The organism is Micromonospora sp. NPDC000121, from assembly GCF_042899165.1.
Taxonomy (GTDB): domain Bacteria; phylum Actinomycetota; class Actinomycetes; order Mycobacteriales; family Micromonosporaceae; genus Micromonospora.
The window spans coordinates 134,139-152,217 of the sequence record NZ_JBIAZP010000012.1; the positions used below are offsets into that span (position 1 = coordinate 134,139).

The window sequence follows — 18,079 nt, forward strand, 5'->3', positions numbered from 1 at the left end:
CTGGCGGCAGTGCCCTCCGGCGTGCTCGTCGCCGGGATTGCGCCACAGTTCATGTCCGTGCAAGCTAGCGCTGGCGTCGGCCAGGGCCTGCCCCTCGTCGCGTGGATCTTCGCACCGGCCATCCAGCGGCTGGACGCCGTGTCGCCCCGCACCGGATGCGAACGGAGAAACCGTGGAAGTCAGGGAACTGAAGGTCAACGGCACCACGATCGCGATGGCGACCCTGGACCGGGAGCCCGGCGAGTTCCGGTTGTGGCCCGCGGTCGGTGAGTACCCCGTCTGGGACGACGTGACCTACTGGGTCATGGCCCGCGACACCGTCCGCAACGACGCCTTCCACGCGGCGATCCGCGAACTCGCGGGCGGCGCCCTCGTTGCCGATATCGGCACGGGAAAGGACGCGTTGTGGGCCGTGGCCGCCGCCAACGCGGGCGCCCGGCACGTGTACGCCGTGGAGGAGCTCCCCGGTCCGCTGGCTCAGGCGGACAAGGCGGTGCATGACGCCGGGCTGGCGGACCGGGTCACGGTGATCGGCGGCTCCTCGGCGAGCGTCAGCCTTCCCGAACGGGTTGACGTCTGCATATGTGAGGTCATCGGGCCGATCGGCAGCTCCCAGGGAGCGGCGGCGGTCATCGCCGACGCTCGGGAGCGTTTCCTCGTCCCGCAAGGGGTCTGCGTTCCGTCCCGATGCACCACGATGGTGGCCGCGGTACGCCTCGATGAGGCATTCCCCGACGGGCTGGCGTTCCACCGGACCACCACGCGCTACGTGAAGAAGATCTTCACGGCCGTCGGGTACCCGTTCGACGTACGGCTCTGCCTCGACGGGCCGGTCGACTCGCTTATTGTCTCGTCGGCCGCCCCGGTCGAGACGCTGGACTTCAACGGCGACCTCGGGCTCGGCGCGGGAACCCACGCCGATCTGACAATCCTGGAACCGGCCCACGTCCATGCGCTGGTGCTGTGGATCAGCCTGGAGTGCCACCCCGGCGGAGATGTCGTCGACAGCCTCCGCCAGTCGACCAGTTGGATGCCGGTGATCGCGCCGGTCTCCGTCGACGGGATCAAGGTCGAGGCAGGCGACACGATCAGCCTGGACTGGCTGGCCACGACGAGCGACGACGGGCTGCACCCCGACTACCGCATCACCGGCGAGGTGATCCGCCCCGGCCGCTCCTCGGTACCGGTCGAATGGGTGTCCCGTCACCACGCGCCGACGTTTCGGTCCAGCGACGCCTACCGGGCGTTGTTCCCCGAAGCTTGAGATCGTGCGAGAAGGGCCGGGCCGCCCCGCGCTGTCGCTCCCCGCCCGAACCCTGCGGTTCAGGTGAGGAGCGGTGCGGTTTCCGATGCCGGCTGGGGTGCGTCGTCGAGCCAGCCGAGGCGTACCGCCTGGACGCCGAGTTCGAAGCGGCTGGTCGCGCCGACCCGATCGGTCAGGTCGGCGATCATCCGCCGAACGGTGCGGGCGGAGACGCTGAACTGCCGGGCGATGCTCTCGTCCTTGGCTCCCGCCGCGAGAAGCTGGAGCAGGTGCCGCTGCTGCCGGGTCAGCTCGCCTGGGGGCGGGGAGGCCTGCTGCTCGATCGGCACCGCGGAGGGCCAGTGCCGGCCGAACAGGTCGGCGGCGGCCGCCACGAGGCCCGGGTGCGAGACCCGGATGACGCCCCGCTGGTTGTCCGCCGGGTCGACGGCCAGCACGACGTACCGGTCATCGACGACGAACGTCCAGACCGGCAGGGTCGGGGTGGTCCGGACCTCCACACCGTTCTCACGGACCCGCCGGGCGCCCGCGAGGAGCCGCGGATCGTTGACGATGCTGTCCAGCAGGATCAGCTGCACCCGGACCCCACGCGCGGCGGCGCACTCCGCCAGCCGGTACGCCGGGTCGTAGTCGGCGCTGGTCCCCATCCCCGGCGCCGCTCCGGCGGCCGCCAGGCACTGGATGCTCGTCGTCGCCTTCGCCGCGATCTCCTCCAGACACAGCCAGGCGGCGTCCCGATCGTCGAGCAGTTCGACGTCGTGCAGTAGCGCGGGGCTGGTCCGGAAGCTGGCCGCCATCTCCGCGACGGCTGCCCGGGTCAGCTCCACCGCCCGCGTCCGGCGAGCGAGCCGTGCCTCGGCGTACGACAGCAGCGGCGCGAACCCGACGGCCGGATTCACCGGTCGGATCTGGTCGGCGTGGGGCTGCCGGAGCAGTCCGATTTCCACGAGACGCCGCACCGCCACGTCGGCCTTCACCGCCGGCAGGTCCACGGCGTCGCGGAGCTGTTCCAGACTCCACACCCGGCGCTGAAGGGCAGCCCGGTAGACCAGCTCACACGTCTCGTCCACGCCGACTTCCGCCAGCATCAAGACTTCCCCTCTCCCCCAGCGCCACCACGCCGAAGGGAGAGGTTAGTACGGCGGCCCGCCGTTCTGGTCTGCGCCGATATGAACCTCACAAGGCGGGTCCGGGACGACGCGGAAGCCGAATTGATGGACGGCGTCCGCGTGCCGGCCCAGCGAGTCGGGCTGGCCGTCGTCTTCCGACCCGACGCAGGCTGACGGCTCCACCGCCCCGCGCCGACCTGGGTCACGCCTTCGGGTCACCCGCGCGGTCACCCTTGTTCACCGCCGACCGTCACGAGTACATCAGGTGCAGCGTCATCCCGGCGTCGGCATGCGCCAGGTTGTGGCAGTGGTTGGCCCACATTCCGGGGTTGTCGGCCCGGAACGCCACCTCCCAGACGTCGCCGGCGCGTACGTCGAAGGAGTCCAGCCACAAGGGGCTCCCGGTCGCCGGTCTTCCGTTGCGGGTCAACACAAGGACGTGGTGCCCGTGCAGGTGCCACGGGTGCACGACCTGGGACCGGTTCACGATCGTGAACTTGACGATGTCGCCGAGGCGTACGACCTGAGTCGGGATGTCCGGATCGGCCGCGCCGTTGACGGTGTGGGCGTACCGCGGAAGCAGTCCGCGCAGGTCGAGGCCGCGGTCGAGGACGAGGGTGAACTCCTTGTCGAGCCGGGACCACGGCACCGGAGAGGCGACGCCGTAGCTGAGCGGATCCAGCACCGGCCACGCGCCGGTCGCCGTCGACACCGGTCCGGTCGAGTAGACCTCGCGTCCGTCGACGAACAGCGCCACCGGCGTGGCGGGCGCGGTGAACACCAGGTCGTAGCGTCCCCCGGCCGGGATCACCACGGCGGTGTCGACGAGCGGCGTCGGGCCCCGCAGGTCGGATCCGTCGATCGCGGCGACCCGGAACGGGGTCCCGGCCAGGGCGTACCGGTGTGTCGTGCTGTCGGTGTTGATCAGCCGCAGCCGCACGGGCATCCCCGCCTCGACCGGCTCCGTTCTCGGTGCGGGCAGTGGAAGGCCGGAGAGGGTGTGCACCGGCACGGTGACGTCGACGCCGGTCACCGGCGCCGGGCGCACCACCAGGACACCGTAGAGCCCTTTCCGCACGCCGAGGTCGGATACCGCGTGCGTGTGGTACCAGTACGTCCCGACCTGGTCGGCGAGGAACCGGTAGACGAACTCCTGTCCGGGCAGCACCGCCGCCTGCGTCACGTCGGGCACCCCGTCCTGACTGTTCGGCACGTCGTACCCGTGCCAGTGCAGCGTGACCCCCCGCTGGATGTCCCGGTTGCGGAGCGTGACCTCCAGGACGTCGCCGACGGTGGCGGTCAACTCCGGCCCGGGTACCTGCCCGTTGAACGCCCACGCCTCGACGTCCCGGCCGCTCACGCTCACCGTGGCGGTCCCGGCCGTCAGGGTGAACCGCCGGGTCGGTTCGCCGGCGGTCCGCACATCCCGATTTTCATGATCATGCGGTACGCCGGGAGCGGCGCCCGGAGTGACGGCCAGCCCCGTTCCGGTCACCAGCGCCGCGACCGCCACCGCGAGGGTCGCCCGGGACACCGTCCCCGACGGGCGTGCGCCGAGGACGCGCCACGTGACCGCGGTCGCCGCGACGACCCCGGCGACCGCCAGCAGTCCGACTCCCGCCGACGCCGGATAGCCGTGCAGGACCGTGACGAGCAGGCCGCCGCTCACGGCGTACCCGGCGAAGAGAAGCGGGACCGCGACGGAGCGGATGTCGCGCGGGGCCCGCAGCAGCCGCGGCCCGGCGACGACCGCCCCCGCGAGTGACAGTGGGGCGGCGATGAGGACCTTCTCCGCCGCGAACCACCACCCGGCGCGGGCGAGCGCCGTGATCGTGATCGCCCTTGCGAGCGTGGCGAGCAGCGCGAAGGCGGCCAGCCCCAGTGCGAGCGGCCGGCGCCGGGCGGCCGACGCGGCGCCGCCGCCCAGCCACGCGGCGGCCGCGAGGACCGCGATCACCAGGTCGGCCGCGAGCAGCGAGCCGGTGGTCATGCCGGCTCCCCTGCCCGGACGGCCACCGGGGCGGCGTCGGACGCCGGCGGGTTGGCCAGCTTTCGAGCTGCCTGGTGGACGCTGACCGCGACGTGCACCGCGATGATGCCGTTGAGCGCGTGCAGCCCGGCGATGGTCAGGCCGAACGGGGTGCTGGCGCCCGCGGCGTCGGTGGACCCGTTCGCGAGCCCCGCGAGGAGCGCCTGCACGACGACCAGGCCGAGCGGCAGGACCGCCAGTCCGATGGTCCGGCCCGGCGCCTTCGCCAGCACGGCGAACAGGATGGTGAGCAGGGTGAGGGCGGGGATGACCGCCGTCCCGGTGACGGTGTGCAGCGCGAACGCGTCGTCGCCCGCGGGTTTCGTGAAGGCGCCTACGGCGGCGAAGACGAACTGCAGGGTGAACACGGCGAGCAACAGGGCGCTGACGATGACGAAAGCCTTACGCATGGTGAACTCCTAGTGATGAGCCGGGGACATCGCCTGGGCGACGTGATCGGTGGCCGTGATCGCGCCGTACGCGACCAGTCGCACGAGGTCGGCGTCGTCCGGATGGGAGAGCCGCCAGAGGGCGACGTCGCCCCGGCTGATCGCGCTGGGCGCGAAGGCCGCCAGCAACGCGATCCGCGTGCCGACGCGGTCGGCGCCGGGCACGTCCCGGACCAGGTCGACGGCCCAGTCCGAGGGCCGGACCGGGTACCGTCCGTCCTCCCACCGCACGGTGGCCGTGACGGTCTCGCGAGCCACGTCACCCAGGAGGTCTCCGCCTCGCACGGCGGCGTCCTTCAGCGCCGCGTACGCGACGCCGACCGGGCTGTCCCCGGCCCAGGCCGGTGGCGCCGTCGTGCCGGCGTCGAGCAGCGCGAGGCTGCGGCCGGGCTCCTTCGGCTCCCGGGCCGCCCTGGCGTAGAGCCGGCCCCCGACCGACCGCACCAGCGGGGAGCGCTGCAGGCCGCCGGGCAGCAGATCCGGGTCGAGCAGCGCCGAGACGATCCGGTTGATGAAGTGGAAGGCGAGCAGGGTGCCGGTGAGCTCGGGGCGGTAGGGGCTGGTCCAGCCGGTGGCCCGGGGGCTCCGGCTGGTCTCGGCCCAGCCGAGGAGCTCGACGTGCCTCGGCTCCGGTGGCGTCCCGTCCCGGGCGGCGACCTCGGCCAGCTCGTGCTCGCCGAGGGCGTGCAGCAGCATCACGTGGGCGTCGACGCAGAACTGGCAGCGGTTGGCCCGGGACACCGCCGACGCGACGAACTCGCGGTCGACCCGGGACGCGTCCCCGGCGAGCAGGGCCTCGCGCATCAGCGCCCACGTCGCGGCCTGCACCTCCGGCACGGCCGAGAGCGCCTGGAAGGTGGGCACCGGCCCGAGGAACTCGTCCCGTAGCTGCCGGTGGACCTCCGCGGTGAGACCGGTCGCGGCCTTCGCCGGGACCGGGGTGAAGAAGCGGTATGTCATGGGTTCGATGCTTGCCGCGACGGGCCGGGAAGTCGTCGTGCCACCGCAGGCACTTGCCCGGCCGCCGATACCGCGTCTGCGGTACGCCTCATCTACCGCGGGAGGGGGATGCTCCCCGATGACGGCCGCTCTACAGTTCGATCATGCGCCGCGATCTGCCGTACGCCCTCAGCGGCCTCGCCCTCGGCGGTCTCCTGCTCGGCAACGCCGCGCTCGCGCCGGACGCCGCACCGGTGCGGGCGATCGACGTCGCCCTGGTCCTGGTCATGGCGACGGCCCTGACGGTGTGCCGGCGCTACCCGGTGGTGGCGTTGAGCGTGGTGACCGCCGCCATGCTGGCCCTCCACGTCCGGGTCCACGCCGGGGTGTCCGCCGCGTTCCCCGTCCTCGGCACGGTCTACCTGGCCGCCTGGCGGGGGCACCGAGCGGCCGCCGCCCTGTCCAGCCTCGTCTTCCTCGGCGGCTTCCTGGCCCGCGACGTCTCGGTCTCCCCCGCCGACCGGCCCAGCCAGCAGATCACCGAGCGGACCGCCCTGTTGCTGGGCTGGTTCTTCGCGGCCAACGTCGCCGGACTCGTCGCGCGGCAGCGCCGGGCCTACCTGGAACAGGTCGAGCAGCGGGCGATCGAGGCCGAACGCACCCGCGAGGAGATGGCGTTGCGCCGCGCCGGGGAGGAGCGCCTGCGCATCGCCCGGGACCTGCACGACTCGCTGACCCACAGCATCTCCGTGATCAAGGTGCAGGCCGGGATCGCCGTGCACCTGGCCCGTAAGCACAACGAGGAACCATCAGCCGCGCTGCTGGCGATCCAGGAGGCCAGCGGCGCCGCGATGCGGGAACTTCGGGCGACGCTGGGCGTGCTGCGTTCACCCTCCGACGGGGACCGCGTCGGACTGGCCCGGGTGGGTGAGCTCGCCGAGCGGACCCGGGCGGCCGGCGTACCGGTGGAGGTGACCGTCACCGGTACGCCCCGGGACCTGCCCGTCGAGGTCGACCAGGCCGGGTATCGCGTGGTCCAGGAGGCCCTGACCAATGTCGCCCGCCACGCCGGCCCTGCCACCGCCCAGGTCCGCGTCGCGTACGCCCCGACACAGCTGACCGTCTCGGTGGACGACGACGGTCAGGCGTCGCCCGCCCCGGTGACACCGGGGGTGGGCCTGCGCGGCATGCGGGAACGGGTCACCGGACTGGGCGGCACGCTGCACGCCGCCGCCCGCGACGGCGGCGGGTTCGCGGTACGGGCCACGTTCCCGCTGGACGGTCCGGCATGACCGAGCGCCTGCGCGAGGTCCCACCAGCTCAGTCCGCCACGGATCGTGGCGGCTCCGACCGGAGGGAGGAGCTGGCATGATCCGGGTCCTGCTTGCCGACGATCAGGCGTTGATGCGGGCCGGATTCCGGGTGTTGCTCGACGCCGAGGACGGCCTGGAGGTCGTCGGCGAGGCCGCCGACGGCGCTTCGGCCGTCGACCTGTCGCGACGCCTGCGGCCGGACGTCGTGCTGATGGACGTGCAGATGCCGGGGCTCGACGGCATCGAAGCCACCCGGCGCATCGCCGCCGATCCCGACCTCGCCGCGGTCCGTGTCCTCATCCTCACCAACTACGGGCTCGACTCCTACGTCTTCGCCGCACTGCGCGCGGGCGCCAGCGGGTTCCTCCTCAAGGACGCCGACCCCGCCGACCTGCTGCAGGCCGTCGACGTCGTGGCTCGCGGCCATGCGCTGCTCGCCCCGACAGTCACGCGTACGCTCATCAGCGAGTTCGTCGCCGGCCCGCCGCCGGCTGACCCGGCGGCCGGACGCGACGTGCTGACCGCCCGCGAGCAGGAGATCGTCGAGCTCGTCGCCCGGGGGCTGAGCAACGACGAGATCGCCGAGCGCATGGTGATCAGTCCGTTGACCGCCAAGACGCACGTCAACCGGGCGATGACGAAGCTGCACTGCCGCGACCGTGCCCAGCTGGTCGTGTGGGCGTACGAGTCGGGGCTGATCACGCCGCGTCGCCGGTGACAGCCGGTCGGCGGCAGGCCAGGGCGTTGCCTTTCGGACGCAAGCGAGGGGCGGGATGGGAAACCATCCCGCCCCTCCACGTGACCGGCCTCGCGGGCCGGTGGAGGACACGTCAGACAGCGGGCGTCTCGTCCCCGCCGATCGCCGCAACCGCGCGGCGGCGCCGGGCGAGGAGCACCAGGATGCCGCCACCCGCCACCGTGGCGAGACCGGTTCCGACAATCAGCCCGGCCCGCGGCCCGGTGACCGGCAAGCCACCGTCGCCGCCACCGCTGCCGCCGTCATCGCCGCCGTTCCCGCCGCTGCCGCTCGCGGCGACCACGACGGCGAACCCGTCCTCGTTGTCGCTGTCGTCCACGTCGACCGCCGGTACGGCGACGGCGTTCGCCGGCAGTTCGGCACGCTCCGGGCCGGAGCGGGCATCCGTCCGCTCGGCCAGGCCCTCGACCTGCACGGTCCCGCCCTCCAATGTCGCGGGTGCCTTGATGGCGGCCGACGCCGTCACCAGATTGTGCATCTCGACAGCGGAGTAGATGCGGTCGTTCGGGTCGGTGTCCTCACCGGCCGGTACGAGCGCGAGCGTGTCGTAGGTGCAAACCGCCGACCGCTCGTCGTCGCCGACCGCGCACTCCTCCGGCGGTCGGGTGAACCTCGCGCCCTTGGGCAGGTGCAGCGTGACCTTGACCCCGCTGACCGCCCTCCTGCCCTGGTTGACGACCCGGTAGCGCACCGCGCCCGTCTCACCCGGGTTCAACGTCCCGGTGGGTTCGGGCCGGCCGTCCGCACCGACCCGCACGGACTGCTTCACGTCCGGCGCCACCACCGACAGGTCGGCTTCGGGTTCGTCGACCAACGTGAGCGTGAACCATCTGCTGGCACTGAGCTGCATCCCGTCCTCACCCCAGGCCATGCCGGCCTGGACGTAGAACCTGCCTTCGTAGGGCTCCTGACTCTCGTGGACGTGGATGTCGATGGGAAGATCCACAGTCCCGCCGGGTGCCGGCAGCAGCTCCGGAAACAGGCTCGATTCGATACGGCAGTACCAGCCCGCGAGGTCGCCGTCACACTCGCCGGAGCCACCGCCCTCCGGCCACATGAGTGAGGCTTTGGTCGCCCAGTCCAGCTCGGAGGGGCGGACGTAGAAACCAATCTCTCTCGGGGCCTCGTCGGTAAGATTGGTGAGTCTCAAGTGGACTCGCTTCTTCTCGGCCCCCAGCGGAATCGTCGTACCGGTCAGGTCGAACGTGAACTTCGCATCCGTGTCCGCTGCCGAGGCGGGACCGGCGGGGGTAGCGGTCCCGGCAAGGACGAGCAGCACAGCGGCGACAGTTCGCGACAGCCATCGATGACCAGAGGCCATGGCAGAACCCTTCAGGTGAGCGGAGGGTGTGGCCGAAGACACTATCCGCAATGGGCTGACATTGGTATCCACCCCTCGCCCACTATCTGGGCGAGGGCCGGACCGGCGCAGCGGAAGCCGCCCCGGCGGCCCTGCTCGCCGGCGCACGACCGCGCCCGCAGCCCGGACGCGGACGGACGTCGTGGCAGGCACACGTTCAGGTGCCGCGCAGATGGATCTCGCGTCCGTGCCACCTGGATCGCAGCCACCGGTCGTGGCTGGCGACCACGACTGCGCCGGGGCTGCCGCCGAGGGCGTCCTCCAGCTCGTCGCAGAGTCGGGGTGAGAGGTGGTTGGTGGGCTCGTCGAGCAGCAGCAGGTCGGGTGGGTCGGCCACCAACAGGGCCAGGGCGAGCCGGCGTCGCTGGCCGACCGACAGCTCGCCGATCGGCCGGCGCGCGTCGTGGGCGGTGAGCAGGCCGAGGTCGTCCAGCGGTACGGCGTCGGCGCGCACGGAGCCCAGGACGTCGGCGTAGAGTTCCTCGGCGGTGCGCTCGGGCCGGTCGAACACCGTGTCCTGTGTCAGTACGCCGATCCGCAGGTCGGGGCGGCGCCGGACGTGACCGGCCGGGTCCAGCCGGCCGGCGAGGACGGCGAGGAGCGTGGACTTGCCCGCGCCGTTGGCGCCAGTGACCAGCAGCCGGTCGGCGGCGGCGAGGTCGAGGTGGTCGAGGGCGAGTCGGCCGGGTATCCGCACGTCACGCAGACTGACGAGCATCCCGTCGGCGGTGGCGGTGGCGGCGGCGAGCGCGGCGGCGCGGAACCGCAGCGGTTCGGGCGGTGCCGGGATGGCGGTGCGTTCGAGGTCGTCGAGCCGACGGCTGGCGGCGCGTACCCGTCGGGCGATCTGGTTCTGCACCCGGCCGGCGGTGTGGCCGTATCCCATCTTCTCGTTGTCGCGCCGGTCCCGGCCCGGAGCGACCTCGTGCGCGGTCACCGCGAGCTGCCGGCGCAGCTCGGCCAGTTCCTCCTGCTGTTCGGCGTGGCGTCGCTGCCAGCGCTCCCGCTCGTTGCGCTGGTGAGCCAGATAGTCGCGGTAGGTGCCGCCGAAGCGGACCGGGCCGGCGACAGCGGGATCGAGGTCGATCAGGTCGGTGCAGACCGCGTCGAGGAAGGCCCGGTCGTGGCTGGCTACGACGACGGCTCCGGGCAGGTCGCGCAACTGCTGTTCGAGGAAGGCCGCCGCCGCGTCGTCGAGGTGGTTGGTGGGTTCGTCGAGCAGCAGCGCCGAGGGCAGGCGGATGAGCAGGGCGGCGAGCGCCAGCCGGCCGCGCTGGCCGCCGGAGAGCGCGGCGAGCGCCCGTTCCGGGGCCACATCGCCGAGACCGAGCGCCGCGAGGACCAGGCCGGCGCGCCGCTCGGCGTCCCAGGCGTCGATGGCCTGGGCGCGGTCGAGCAGGCCACCGTAATCGGCGAGCAGCCGTTCGCGCTCGGGCGTGTCGTCGGCGGTACGGGCGAGCTGGTCGGCGAGCCGATCGAGATCGGTGAGGACGGCACGGGCCTCGCGCAGGGCGTCGTCGCGCACGTCCGCCACGGTCGCGGTCGGGTCGTAGGGGGCTTCCTGCGGCAGGTATCCGAGGTCTGGTGGGCGAACGACGGTGCCGGCGTCCGGTTCGTCCGCGCCGGCGAGCAGACGCAGCAGGGTGGACTTGCCGGCGCCGTTCTCGCCGATCAGGCCGATCCGGCGGCCGGGGGCCGCGGTGAGGGATACCCCGTCCAGCACGCGACGGCTGCCGAGGGTGTGGACGAGGTCGTGAGCGAGCAGTGCATTGGGCATGGAAGGTCACCTTCGGGTGCTCCGGGCCACGGGCCGGTACGGCCGGTGGCCCGGAGCGGGGCGGAGTCGGTGGTCAGGCGCGGTCGGGTGCGGGGATCTCGCGCAGGTGGCCGCCGTCGAGGCGGAGCCACCGCTGCACACCGATGTCGGTGAGGAACCGTTCGTCGTGGCTGACCACCACGAACGCACCCCGGTAGGCGGTGAGGGCGCTGCCCAGTTGGCCCACGCTGACCAGGTCGAGGTTGTTGGTGGGTTCGTCGAGCAGCAGCAGGTGGGGTGCCGGCTGGGCGTAGAGGACACAGGCGAGGGTGGCGCGCAGCCGTTCACCGCCGGAGAGCACACCGACCGGGAGGTGGGCCCGGGCGCCACGGAACAGGAACCGGGCGAGCAGGTTCATCCGTTCGGCCTGCGGCCGGTCGGGGGCGTACGCGGCGAAGTTCTCCGCGACCGTCCGGTCCAGATCCAGCAGGTCCAGGCGTTGCGACAGGTACGCGACGCGGCCGTCGGCGCGGTGCACCTGCCCGGCGTCCGGTTCGAGGTCACCCTGCAACAGGCGCAGCAGGGTGGACTTGCCGGCGCCGTTGGGGCCGGTCAGCGCGATCCGCTCCGGTCCCCGGATGGTCAGGTCGGCGCCGTCGCCGGCGAAGACGGCCCGGTCGCCGTGGTAGACCTGCATACGCTCGCCGGCGACCACCGTGCGGCCGGCGGGAACGGTGGTGTCGGGCAGGTCCAGGGTCAGGGCCTGGTCGTCGCGCAGCGCGCGACTGGCCTCGTCGAGGCGGGTCTGGGCCTCGCTGACCCGGTTGGCGTGCGCCTGCTGTGCCCGGCCGGCCGACTCCTGGGCGCTGCGCTTGAGCCCACCGGCGACGATGCGGGCCAGGCCGGCGTTGCCGAGGTTGCGGGCGGCGTTGCTGGCCCGGCGATCGGCCCGCTCCCGGGCCTGCTGCATCTCCCGCTTCTCCCGCTTCACCTCCTGCTCGGCGCTGCGCACGGTCCGCTCCGCCGCCTCGCGCGCCACGCGCGACGCCTCCTCGTACGCGGTGAAGTTCCCGCCGAACAGGCGCACCTCACCACGGTCGAGCTCGGCGACACGGTCCATCCGGTCCAACAGGACCCGGTCGTGGCTGACCACCAGCAGACACCCGGACCAACCCTCCAGCACCGCGTACAGCCGGTGCCGCGCGTCGATGTCGAGGTTGTTGGTCGGCTCGTCGAGCAGCAGCACGTCCGGACGCCTGAGCAGCTGCGCCGCCAGGCCGAGCGACACCACCTGCCCGCCACTGAGAGTGCGCAGGCGCCGGTCCAGCCCCACGTCACCGAGGCCCAGCCGGTCAAGTTCGGCGCGGCTGCGCTCCTCCACGTCCCAGTCGTCCCCGACGGTCGTGAAGTGTTCCTCCGCCGCGTCACCCGCCTCGATGGCCCGCAGTGCCGCGAGGGTCGCGTCGATCCCGAGCACCTCCGCGACGCTCAGGTCTCCGGCCAGCGGCAGGTTCTGCGGCAGGTAGCCGAGGACACCCTCGACCGTCACGTTGCCACCGGTCGGGGTGAGGTCGCCGGCGATCACACGGAGCAGGGTCGTCTTGCCAGCGCCGTTCGGCGCGACCAGGCCCGTACGGCCGGGCGGCACGGTGAAGGACAGATCCTGGAAGACCGGAGTGTCATCCGGCCAGGAAAAGGACAGGTTCGTACAAATGATGCAGGCATCAGACATCGGGAGACACCCTCAGAAGGAGAGCCGGGGACGCGACAGACGCCCCGGTCGGGCAGACAGCTCTACGACGAGACAGGCCGCACCGGCGCAGGCCGGCAGGCGGCCAGGGCCGCTCACCCCGAGATGTCGTCGTCCCCCGTCACCACGATCCGCTCCCTCGCACCCTCATCGCGGTCTCCGCCGCGCAGCCACCAGCCTAACAACTTCCTCAGCGCCACCGGTACGGCAGGCGTGACCGACGGGCTGTCTGCTGACGTGCCCGGCGTGATCATCGTTTCCTGCCCGCGCGTTCGCGGCTACCGTGAGGCCATCGCCGAGAGGAGGAGGTACGGAAATGGCTGAGCGGCATCCCGCGCTCGCGCGGCTCGACGTGCTCGTCGGCCGGTGGACGGTGCAGCCGAAGGTCGAAGGGCTCGGTGCCGGGTGGACGGACTTCTCCTGGGTCGAGGACGGCAAGTTCCTGCGGCAGGTCACCGACGCCGAGCCACTGCCGGCCACCGCACCGCAAGCCTGGCGAGAGAACAACCCACTGCCCACGGCATCGCTGATCGGGCTCGACGACGCCGGCGAGGAGTTCACCATGTTGTACGCCGACGCGCGCGGCGTACATCGGGTCTACCGGATGACCTTCGCCGACAGCGTCTGGCGGCTCGCGCGGGAGGCCCCCGGCTTCAACCAACGCTTCACCGGCACGCTCAGCCCGGACGGCGCCACCATCGACGGGCAATGGGAGATGTCCGAGAACGGTGTCGATTGGCGGCTCGACTTCGAGATGACGTATCGCCGCTGACCGAGCCGGCCGAACCCGCTCGCCCTCGGTTCACCTCGACCTCGACCGACCGGTGTGACCCGTCCGCCCGGCGACGCGACCGGACAGCGCTCCGGAATGACGTAGGGCACGTTGGACGTACGTCGCGGAGCCACCCGGCGGCTTCCCGTCGCCGCGGCTCTCACGTGGCCAGTCGGATCCGGACAGCCTTCGGTCGATCGGGGTGGAACAGGGATTGCCGAAGTAGTCGCCGAACGTGCTCCTCGGCGGCGGAGTACCAGACGAGCGTCCCTTCGCGACGTACGCGGAGTAGCAGACGAGCGTCTCTCCGCGACGCACGCGGGGTCGCAGGCGGACGTCCCCTCGCGACGTACGTGGGGTGGCAGGCGAACGTCCCCTCGCGACGTCCCTTGACCAGCCCGGCGAGGCCGAACTTGGCCAGTCGGGCTGTGTTACCCCTCCGGCCAGGTCAGCGAGGCAGGCGACGGGCGATCCGCCCTGCAGGGGCGCCCACCGGACCTTGATCCGGGTGGGGTCGGGAACGGCCGAGCGGTGACGCCGTGGCGGCCGGCTTCCCGACCGATGATCTTCGGCAGGGACGCGCTCGGCCAGACTGGTGCCGCCACGCACTGCCCGCGCCTCGGCGCCAGTCCACCCGTTCGGGTTTGCTCTCGCCGGGCAGGCCGACCGAGCCCGCCACCGGAGGACCTGAACCGGGCTTACCGCCCGGAAAGATGTAACAGCCACCCATAGCAGCCGAAGGCGCGTTCGCCTCAGAAACCTAGAAAACACTCCGACCGAACATGAACTCTTCTTATGTTCGTCGTGGCTCGTCTTCCTGAGCCGACCAGAAGGGAGTGAGGGACATGTCCAAGAGGTTTCTGACCCGGCTCGCCGGCGGGGTAGCGCTGGGCAGCGCCGCCCTGTTGCTCGGTACGCCCGCCGCCGCGCTCGCCGCGCCCTTCGGGTACCCCACGGAGCCCGGGGCCTCGGACCGCAGCGAGGTTGTCTGCGCGACCAACGAGCAGAGCAACAGGGCGCTCATCGCCCAGATCATCAGCGACAACACCATCCGGGACAGCGACGTCACCTTCGATCAGTCCGCGACGGTCGAGCAGACGAACGACAACCGGACTCAGCCCAACAACGTCGTCGTCTGCATCGGCGACCTCGACGTGGACGTGGACGTGGAGTAGGGGCAGGAGCTGCGGTGCTCTGCCGGCCGACCGGTGCCGACATGACAGGCGGGGCCGCACTCGGTGGTATCGCACCGCCGAATCGTCGCCGGTCCGGCAACAGCACCGTCGTCTGAGGCGGCCAGGAGCGCCAGCGGCACGCCACGGTCTCCCGTGGCGTGCCGCTGGCCTCGCCGGTCGCCACACCTGCCGCGGCTCCGGCTGAAGCTCTGGCACACCGAGTGCGCCGAGCCCCCACGACCAGATCCCTCGCACTCGCCAGCGTCCGACCATTGCCGGTGTCACCATCCAGCCCTGCCCGTCAGGGACGCCGGAGGGCGTTGAGGCGGGCGGCCTGGCGCGTCAGGTGGTCGCGTTCGGCGAGGTTGGGTGCCTTGTGGGCCGCCGCGGCGTACAGCCGTGCCGCCGTGGTCAGGTTGCCGTCGCGCTCGTGGAGGTATGCCGCCACCGCCGCGTGGCGGGGCAGTGAGTCGTCCAGCGCGGCGAGGGCCGCCAGGCCGGCGCGCGGTCCGTCGGCCTCGCCGACGGCCACCGCGCGGTTGAGCCGGACGACCGGGCTGTCGGTCAGGCGCGTGAGTTCGTCGTACCACTCGAGGATCTGCACCCAGTCGGTCTCCTCGGCGGTGGGCGCGTCGGCGTGGAGTGCCGCGATGGCGGCCTGGGCCTGGAACTCGCCCAGTCGGTCGCGGGCGAGGGCCGCCTGCAGGATCTCGACGCCCTCGGCGATCGACGTGGTGTCCCAGCGGCGGCGGTCCTGCTCGGCGAGCGGCACCAGGCTGCCGTCGGGCGCGGTCCGGGTGGCGCGGCGGGCGTGGTGCAGCAGCATGAGGGCGAGCAGCCCCGCCACCTCGGGGTGGTCGATCGTGGCCGCGAGCTGCCGGGTGAGCCGGATGGCCTCGGCGGCGAGGTCGACGTCGCCGCAGTAGCCCTCGTTGAAGACCAGGTAGAGCACGCGCAGCACGGTGGCGACGTCGCCGGGCTGGTTGAACCGCACGTCGGCCACGGTGCGCTTGGCCCGGCTGATGCGTTGCGCCATGGTCGCCTCGGGCACCAGGTAGGCCTGGGCGATCTGGCGGGTGGTCAGCCCGCCGACGGCGCGCAGTGTGAGCGCGACCGCGGACGACGGCGTCAGTGACGGGTGGGCGCACAGGAAGTAGAGCTGGAGCGTGTCGTCCACCGCGGGCCCGGGCCCGGCCGCCGGCTCCTCGTCGACGAGGTCCTCACGCCGGCGTCGGGCGGCGTCGGCGCGGGTCGCGTCGAGGAACTTGCGCCAGGCCACGGTGACCAGCCAGCCCTTCGGGTCCCGCGGCGGGTCGGCAGGCCAGGCGCGGACCGCCTCGACCAGCGCGTCCTGCACGGCGTCCTCGGCCGCCGCGAAGTCGGCGCCGCGGCGGACGAGGATGCCGAGCACGCTCGGCGTGAGGCTCCGGAGCAGTGCCTCGTCCATCAGGTCACTCCGTGACGGTGGGCGGCTCGGTCAGGAAGGGGCGCACCTCGAGCCACTCGTGGATCGGCTTCCCGCCCGCCCCCGGGGCGGCCGACAGCTCCCCGGCCAACTCGATGGCACGCTCGTAGCTGTCGACGTCGATCACCATCCAGCCGGCGATGAGGTCCTTGGTCTCGGCGAACGGGCCGTCGGTGACCGGCGGGCGCCCCTCGCCGTCGTACCGGACGAACGTACCCTCGGGGGCGAGTGCCTGACCGTCGACGAACTCGCCGGTCCCCTCGAGCCGGGTCGCGAAGTCCCGCATGTACTGCACGTGCGCCGAGATCTCCTCCGGCGTCCACTGGTCCATGGGCACGTCGTTGACCGCAGCCGGAGCGCCACGGTAGTGCTTGAGCAGCAAGTACTTGGCCATCGTGATTCTCCTCGATGCTGGTGCGACCCATCTTGGTCGCGTTCACCCCAGGGACGGAGCCAGTCCCGAGTTCTCGACATCGCCGTCCAAACTTTTTCTGGCTCTCGTGCCGGTGGAGCGACGTCCCGACGGACTCATGAAGCCGCGCGCCAACAAGCGCACCCACGCGCTGTCCGGGGCTGACGCCCTGCGGCATCTGCGCCGACTGGTGCTGCTAGCCTCACTCATCTCGTATACAAGATGAATCCAACCTGGGCGCTAGTGTGAACCGGTGCACCTGCGGCGGTCGAGGCGATGACGGAAGGACGAGGATGACTCATCAGAGCGCGAGCATCTTCAACCCGCTGGAGCAGTTGACGGTCGAGCAACTGCGCCAGCGCACGAGCATGAAGTGGCGGGCGCATCCCGAGGACGTCCTGCCGTTGTGGGTGGCGGAGATGGACGTGCCGCTCGCCGAGCCGATCGCTGACGCGCTGAACGTGGCGGTCGCCCGCGGCGACACCGGCTATCCGATCGGAGGCCACGCCTACGCCCAGGCGCTCGCCGGGTTCGCGGCACGTCGTTGGGGCTGGGACGGGCTGGACGTGGAGCGCACGGCGATCGTCCCGGACGTCATGCTCGGCATCGTCGAAGTCCTCCGGCTGATCACCAAGCCCGGCGACACGGTGGTCGTCAACGCGCCGGTCTACCCACCGTTCTATGCATTCGTCACGCACGCCGATCGCCGGATCATCGAGGCGCGGCTCGGCGCGACCGGGCGGGTCGACCTGGAGGAACTCGGCGCGGCGTTCGCGTCCGCGCGCAGGACGAGCGAGCGGGTGGCCTACCTGTTGAGCAACCCGCACAACCCGACCGGCGCGGTGCACTCCGCGGACGAGCTGGCGGCCATCGCCGCGCTCGCGCGCGAACACGACGTACGGGTTGTCTCGGACGAGATCCATGCCCCGTTGGTGCTGGCCGGAGCACGCTTCACGCCGTATCTCAGCGTCGAGGGTGCCGAGGACGCCTTCGCGGTCACGTCCGCCTCCAAGGCATGGAATCTCGCCGGACTCAAGGCGGCGCTCGTGATCGCCGGTACCGAGGCGGCAGACGACCTCGCACGGATGCCCGAGGAAGTCGGCCACGGCCCCAGCCATCTCGGCGTGCTCGCGCACACCGTCGCCCTGAACGAAGGTGAGGCATGGCTCGACGCGCTCCTGGCCGGCCTGTCCGCGAATCGTGACCTGCTGGGGCGGCTCATCGCCGAGCACCTGCCCCGCGTGGGTCACACGCCGCCCGAAGGCACGTACCTGGCTTGGCTGGACTGTCGCGCGCTCGGTCTGGACGAGCCCGGCGACACGGACGGCCCCGGCATCGTCACCGAACTCGCCGGTCCAGCACGCGCGTTCCTTGATCATGCACGGGTGGCGCTCAGCTCCGGGCATGTCTTCGGCTCCGGCGGAGCCGGCCATGTCCGGCTGAACTTCGCCACCTCGCAGGCCGTCCTCACCGAGGCCGTCACCCGGATGGGAACGGTGCAGCCGCGCCACTGAACCATGACATCGGCC

General features: G+C 72.0%; 15 protein-coding genes. 6 read left to right on the forward strand and 9 right to left on the reverse strand.

Annotated elements, in window-relative coordinates; all coding sequences use genetic code 11:
* Positions 1 to 172: 172 nt before the first annotated feature.
* A complete protein-coding gene (locus ACFY23_RS27540) occupies positions 173 to 1,264 on the forward strand; it encodes a hypothetical protein (RefSeq protein ID WP_350680183.1) in 1,092 nt (363 codons plus the stop codon).
* A 59-nt stretch (positions 1,265 to 1,323) separates the two neighbouring features.
* Here the strand turns inward: ACFY23_RS27540 and ACFY23_RS27545 are convergent, their stop codons facing one another.
* The 4 genes from ACFY23_RS27545 to ACFY23_RS27560 form a co-directional block, all read right to left on the reverse strand.
* The gene (locus tag ACFY23_RS27545; RefSeq protein ID WP_350680181.1) at positions 1,324 to 2,352 is read right to left on the reverse strand and encodes a LuxR C-terminal-related transcriptional regulator; all 1,029 of its coding nucleotides are present in this window, start codon (positions 2,350 to 2,352) and stop codon (positions 1,324 to 1,326) included.
* Positions 2,353 to 2,623: 271 nt separating this feature from the next.
* The gene (locus tag ACFY23_RS27550) at positions 2,624 to 4,363 is read right to left on the reverse strand and encodes a multicopper oxidase family protein (protein ID WP_350819331.1); all 1,740 of its coding nucleotides are present in this window, start codon (positions 4,361 to 4,363) and stop codon (positions 2,624 to 2,626) included.
* Positions 4,360 to 4,812: a DUF6220 domain-containing protein gene (locus ACFY23_RS27555; RefSeq protein WP_350680177.1), complete on the reverse strand. Its 453-nt coding sequence runs from the start codon at positions 4,810 to 4,812 to the stop codon at positions 4,360 to 4,362. Before ACFY23_RS27555 ends, ACFY23_RS27550 begins: the two co-directional genes overlap by 4 nt.
* 9 nt (positions 4,813 to 4,821) lie before the next feature.
* Positions 4,822 to 5,811, reverse strand: a complete 990-nt coding sequence (locus tag ACFY23_RS27560) for a carboxymuconolactone decarboxylase family protein (RefSeq protein ID WP_350680175.1) — start codon at positions 5,809 to 5,811, stop codon at positions 4,822 to 4,824.
* Positions 5,812 to 5,954: 143 nt separating this feature from the next.
* Between ACFY23_RS27560 and ACFY23_RS27565 the strand changes: the two genes are divergently transcribed.
* Both ACFY23_RS27565 and ACFY23_RS27570 read left to right on the forward strand, forming a co-directional pair.
* Positions 5,955 to 7,082, forward strand: a complete 1,128-nt coding sequence (locus ACFY23_RS27565) for a sensor histidine kinase (RefSeq protein WP_350680173.1) — start codon at positions 5,955 to 5,957, stop codon at positions 7,080 to 7,082.
* Between the two features lie 76 nt (positions 7,083 to 7,158).
* Positions 7,159 to 7,821 carry a response regulator transcription factor gene (locus ACFY23_RS27570; RefSeq protein WP_350680171.1) on the forward strand — a complete coding sequence of 221 codons (663 nt, stop codon included), beginning with the start codon at positions 7,159 to 7,161 and terminating at the stop codon, positions 7,819 to 7,821.
* 112 nt (positions 7,822 to 7,933) lie between these two features.
* Here ACFY23_RS27570 and ACFY23_RS27575 read toward each other — a convergent pair whose 3' ends face one another.
* From ACFY23_RS27575 to abc-f, 3 genes are all read right to left on the reverse strand, one after another.
* A complete protein-coding gene (locus ACFY23_RS27575; protein ID WP_350819329.1) occupies positions 7,934 to 9,139 on the reverse strand; it encodes a hypothetical protein in 1,206 nt (401 codons plus the stop codon).
* Between the two features lie 238 nt (positions 9,140 to 9,377).
* A complete protein-coding gene (locus tag ACFY23_RS27580) occupies positions 9,378 to 10,997 on the reverse strand; it encodes an ABC-F family ATP-binding cassette domain-containing protein (RefSeq protein ID WP_350680167.1) in 1,620 nt (539 codons plus the stop codon).
* 73 nt (positions 10,998 to 11,070) lie between these two features.
* Positions 11,071 to 12,708 carry a ribosomal protection-like ABC-F family protein gene (gene abc-f, locus ACFY23_RS27585; protein WP_350680165.1) on the reverse strand — a complete coding sequence of 546 codons (1,638 nt, stop codon included), beginning with the start codon at positions 12,706 to 12,708 and terminating at the stop codon, positions 11,071 to 11,073.
* A gap of 334 nt (positions 12,709 to 13,042) precedes the next feature.
* Here abc-f and ACFY23_RS27590 point away from each other — a divergent pair, with 334 nt between their 5' ends.
* Both ACFY23_RS27590 and ACFY23_RS27595 read left to right on the forward strand, forming a co-directional pair.
* Complete coding sequence (locus ACFY23_RS27590; RefSeq protein ID WP_350680163.1) at positions 13,043 to 13,498, forward strand: hypothetical protein; 456 nt, start codon at positions 13,043 to 13,045, stop codon at positions 13,496 to 13,498.
* Between the two features lie 845 nt (positions 13,499 to 14,343).
* Positions 14,344 to 14,673 (forward strand): hypothetical protein, encoded by a 330-nt coding sequence (locus ACFY23_RS27595; RefSeq protein ID WP_350680161.1) that lies wholly within the window; start codon positions 14,344 to 14,346, stop codon positions 14,671 to 14,673.
* Positions 14,674 to 14,974: 301 nt separating this feature from the next.
* On the opposite strand, the gene ACFY23_RS27600 is transcribed toward ACFY23_RS27595, so the two are convergent.
* A complete protein-coding gene (locus ACFY23_RS27600; RefSeq protein ID WP_350680159.1) occupies positions 14,975 to 16,120 on the reverse strand; it encodes a DUF6596 domain-containing protein in 1,146 nt (381 codons plus the stop codon).
* A 4-nt stretch (positions 16,121 to 16,124) separates the two neighbouring features.
* On the reverse strand, positions 16,125 to 16,532 hold the full coding sequence (locus ACFY23_RS27605) for a YciI family protein (RefSeq protein WP_350680157.1): 408 nt from the start codon (positions 16,530 to 16,532) through the stop codon (positions 16,125 to 16,127).
* Positions 16,533 to 16,843: 311 nt separating this feature from the next.
* On the opposite strand from ACFY23_RS27605, the gene ACFY23_RS27610 reads away from it, so the two are divergent.
* The gene (locus ACFY23_RS27610; protein ID WP_350680155.1) at positions 16,844 to 18,064 is read left to right on the forward strand and encodes a MalY/PatB family protein; all 1,221 of its coding nucleotides are present in this window, start codon (positions 16,844 to 16,846) and stop codon (positions 18,062 to 18,064) included.
* The last annotated feature ends 15 nt before the right edge of the window (positions 18,065 to 18,079 follow it).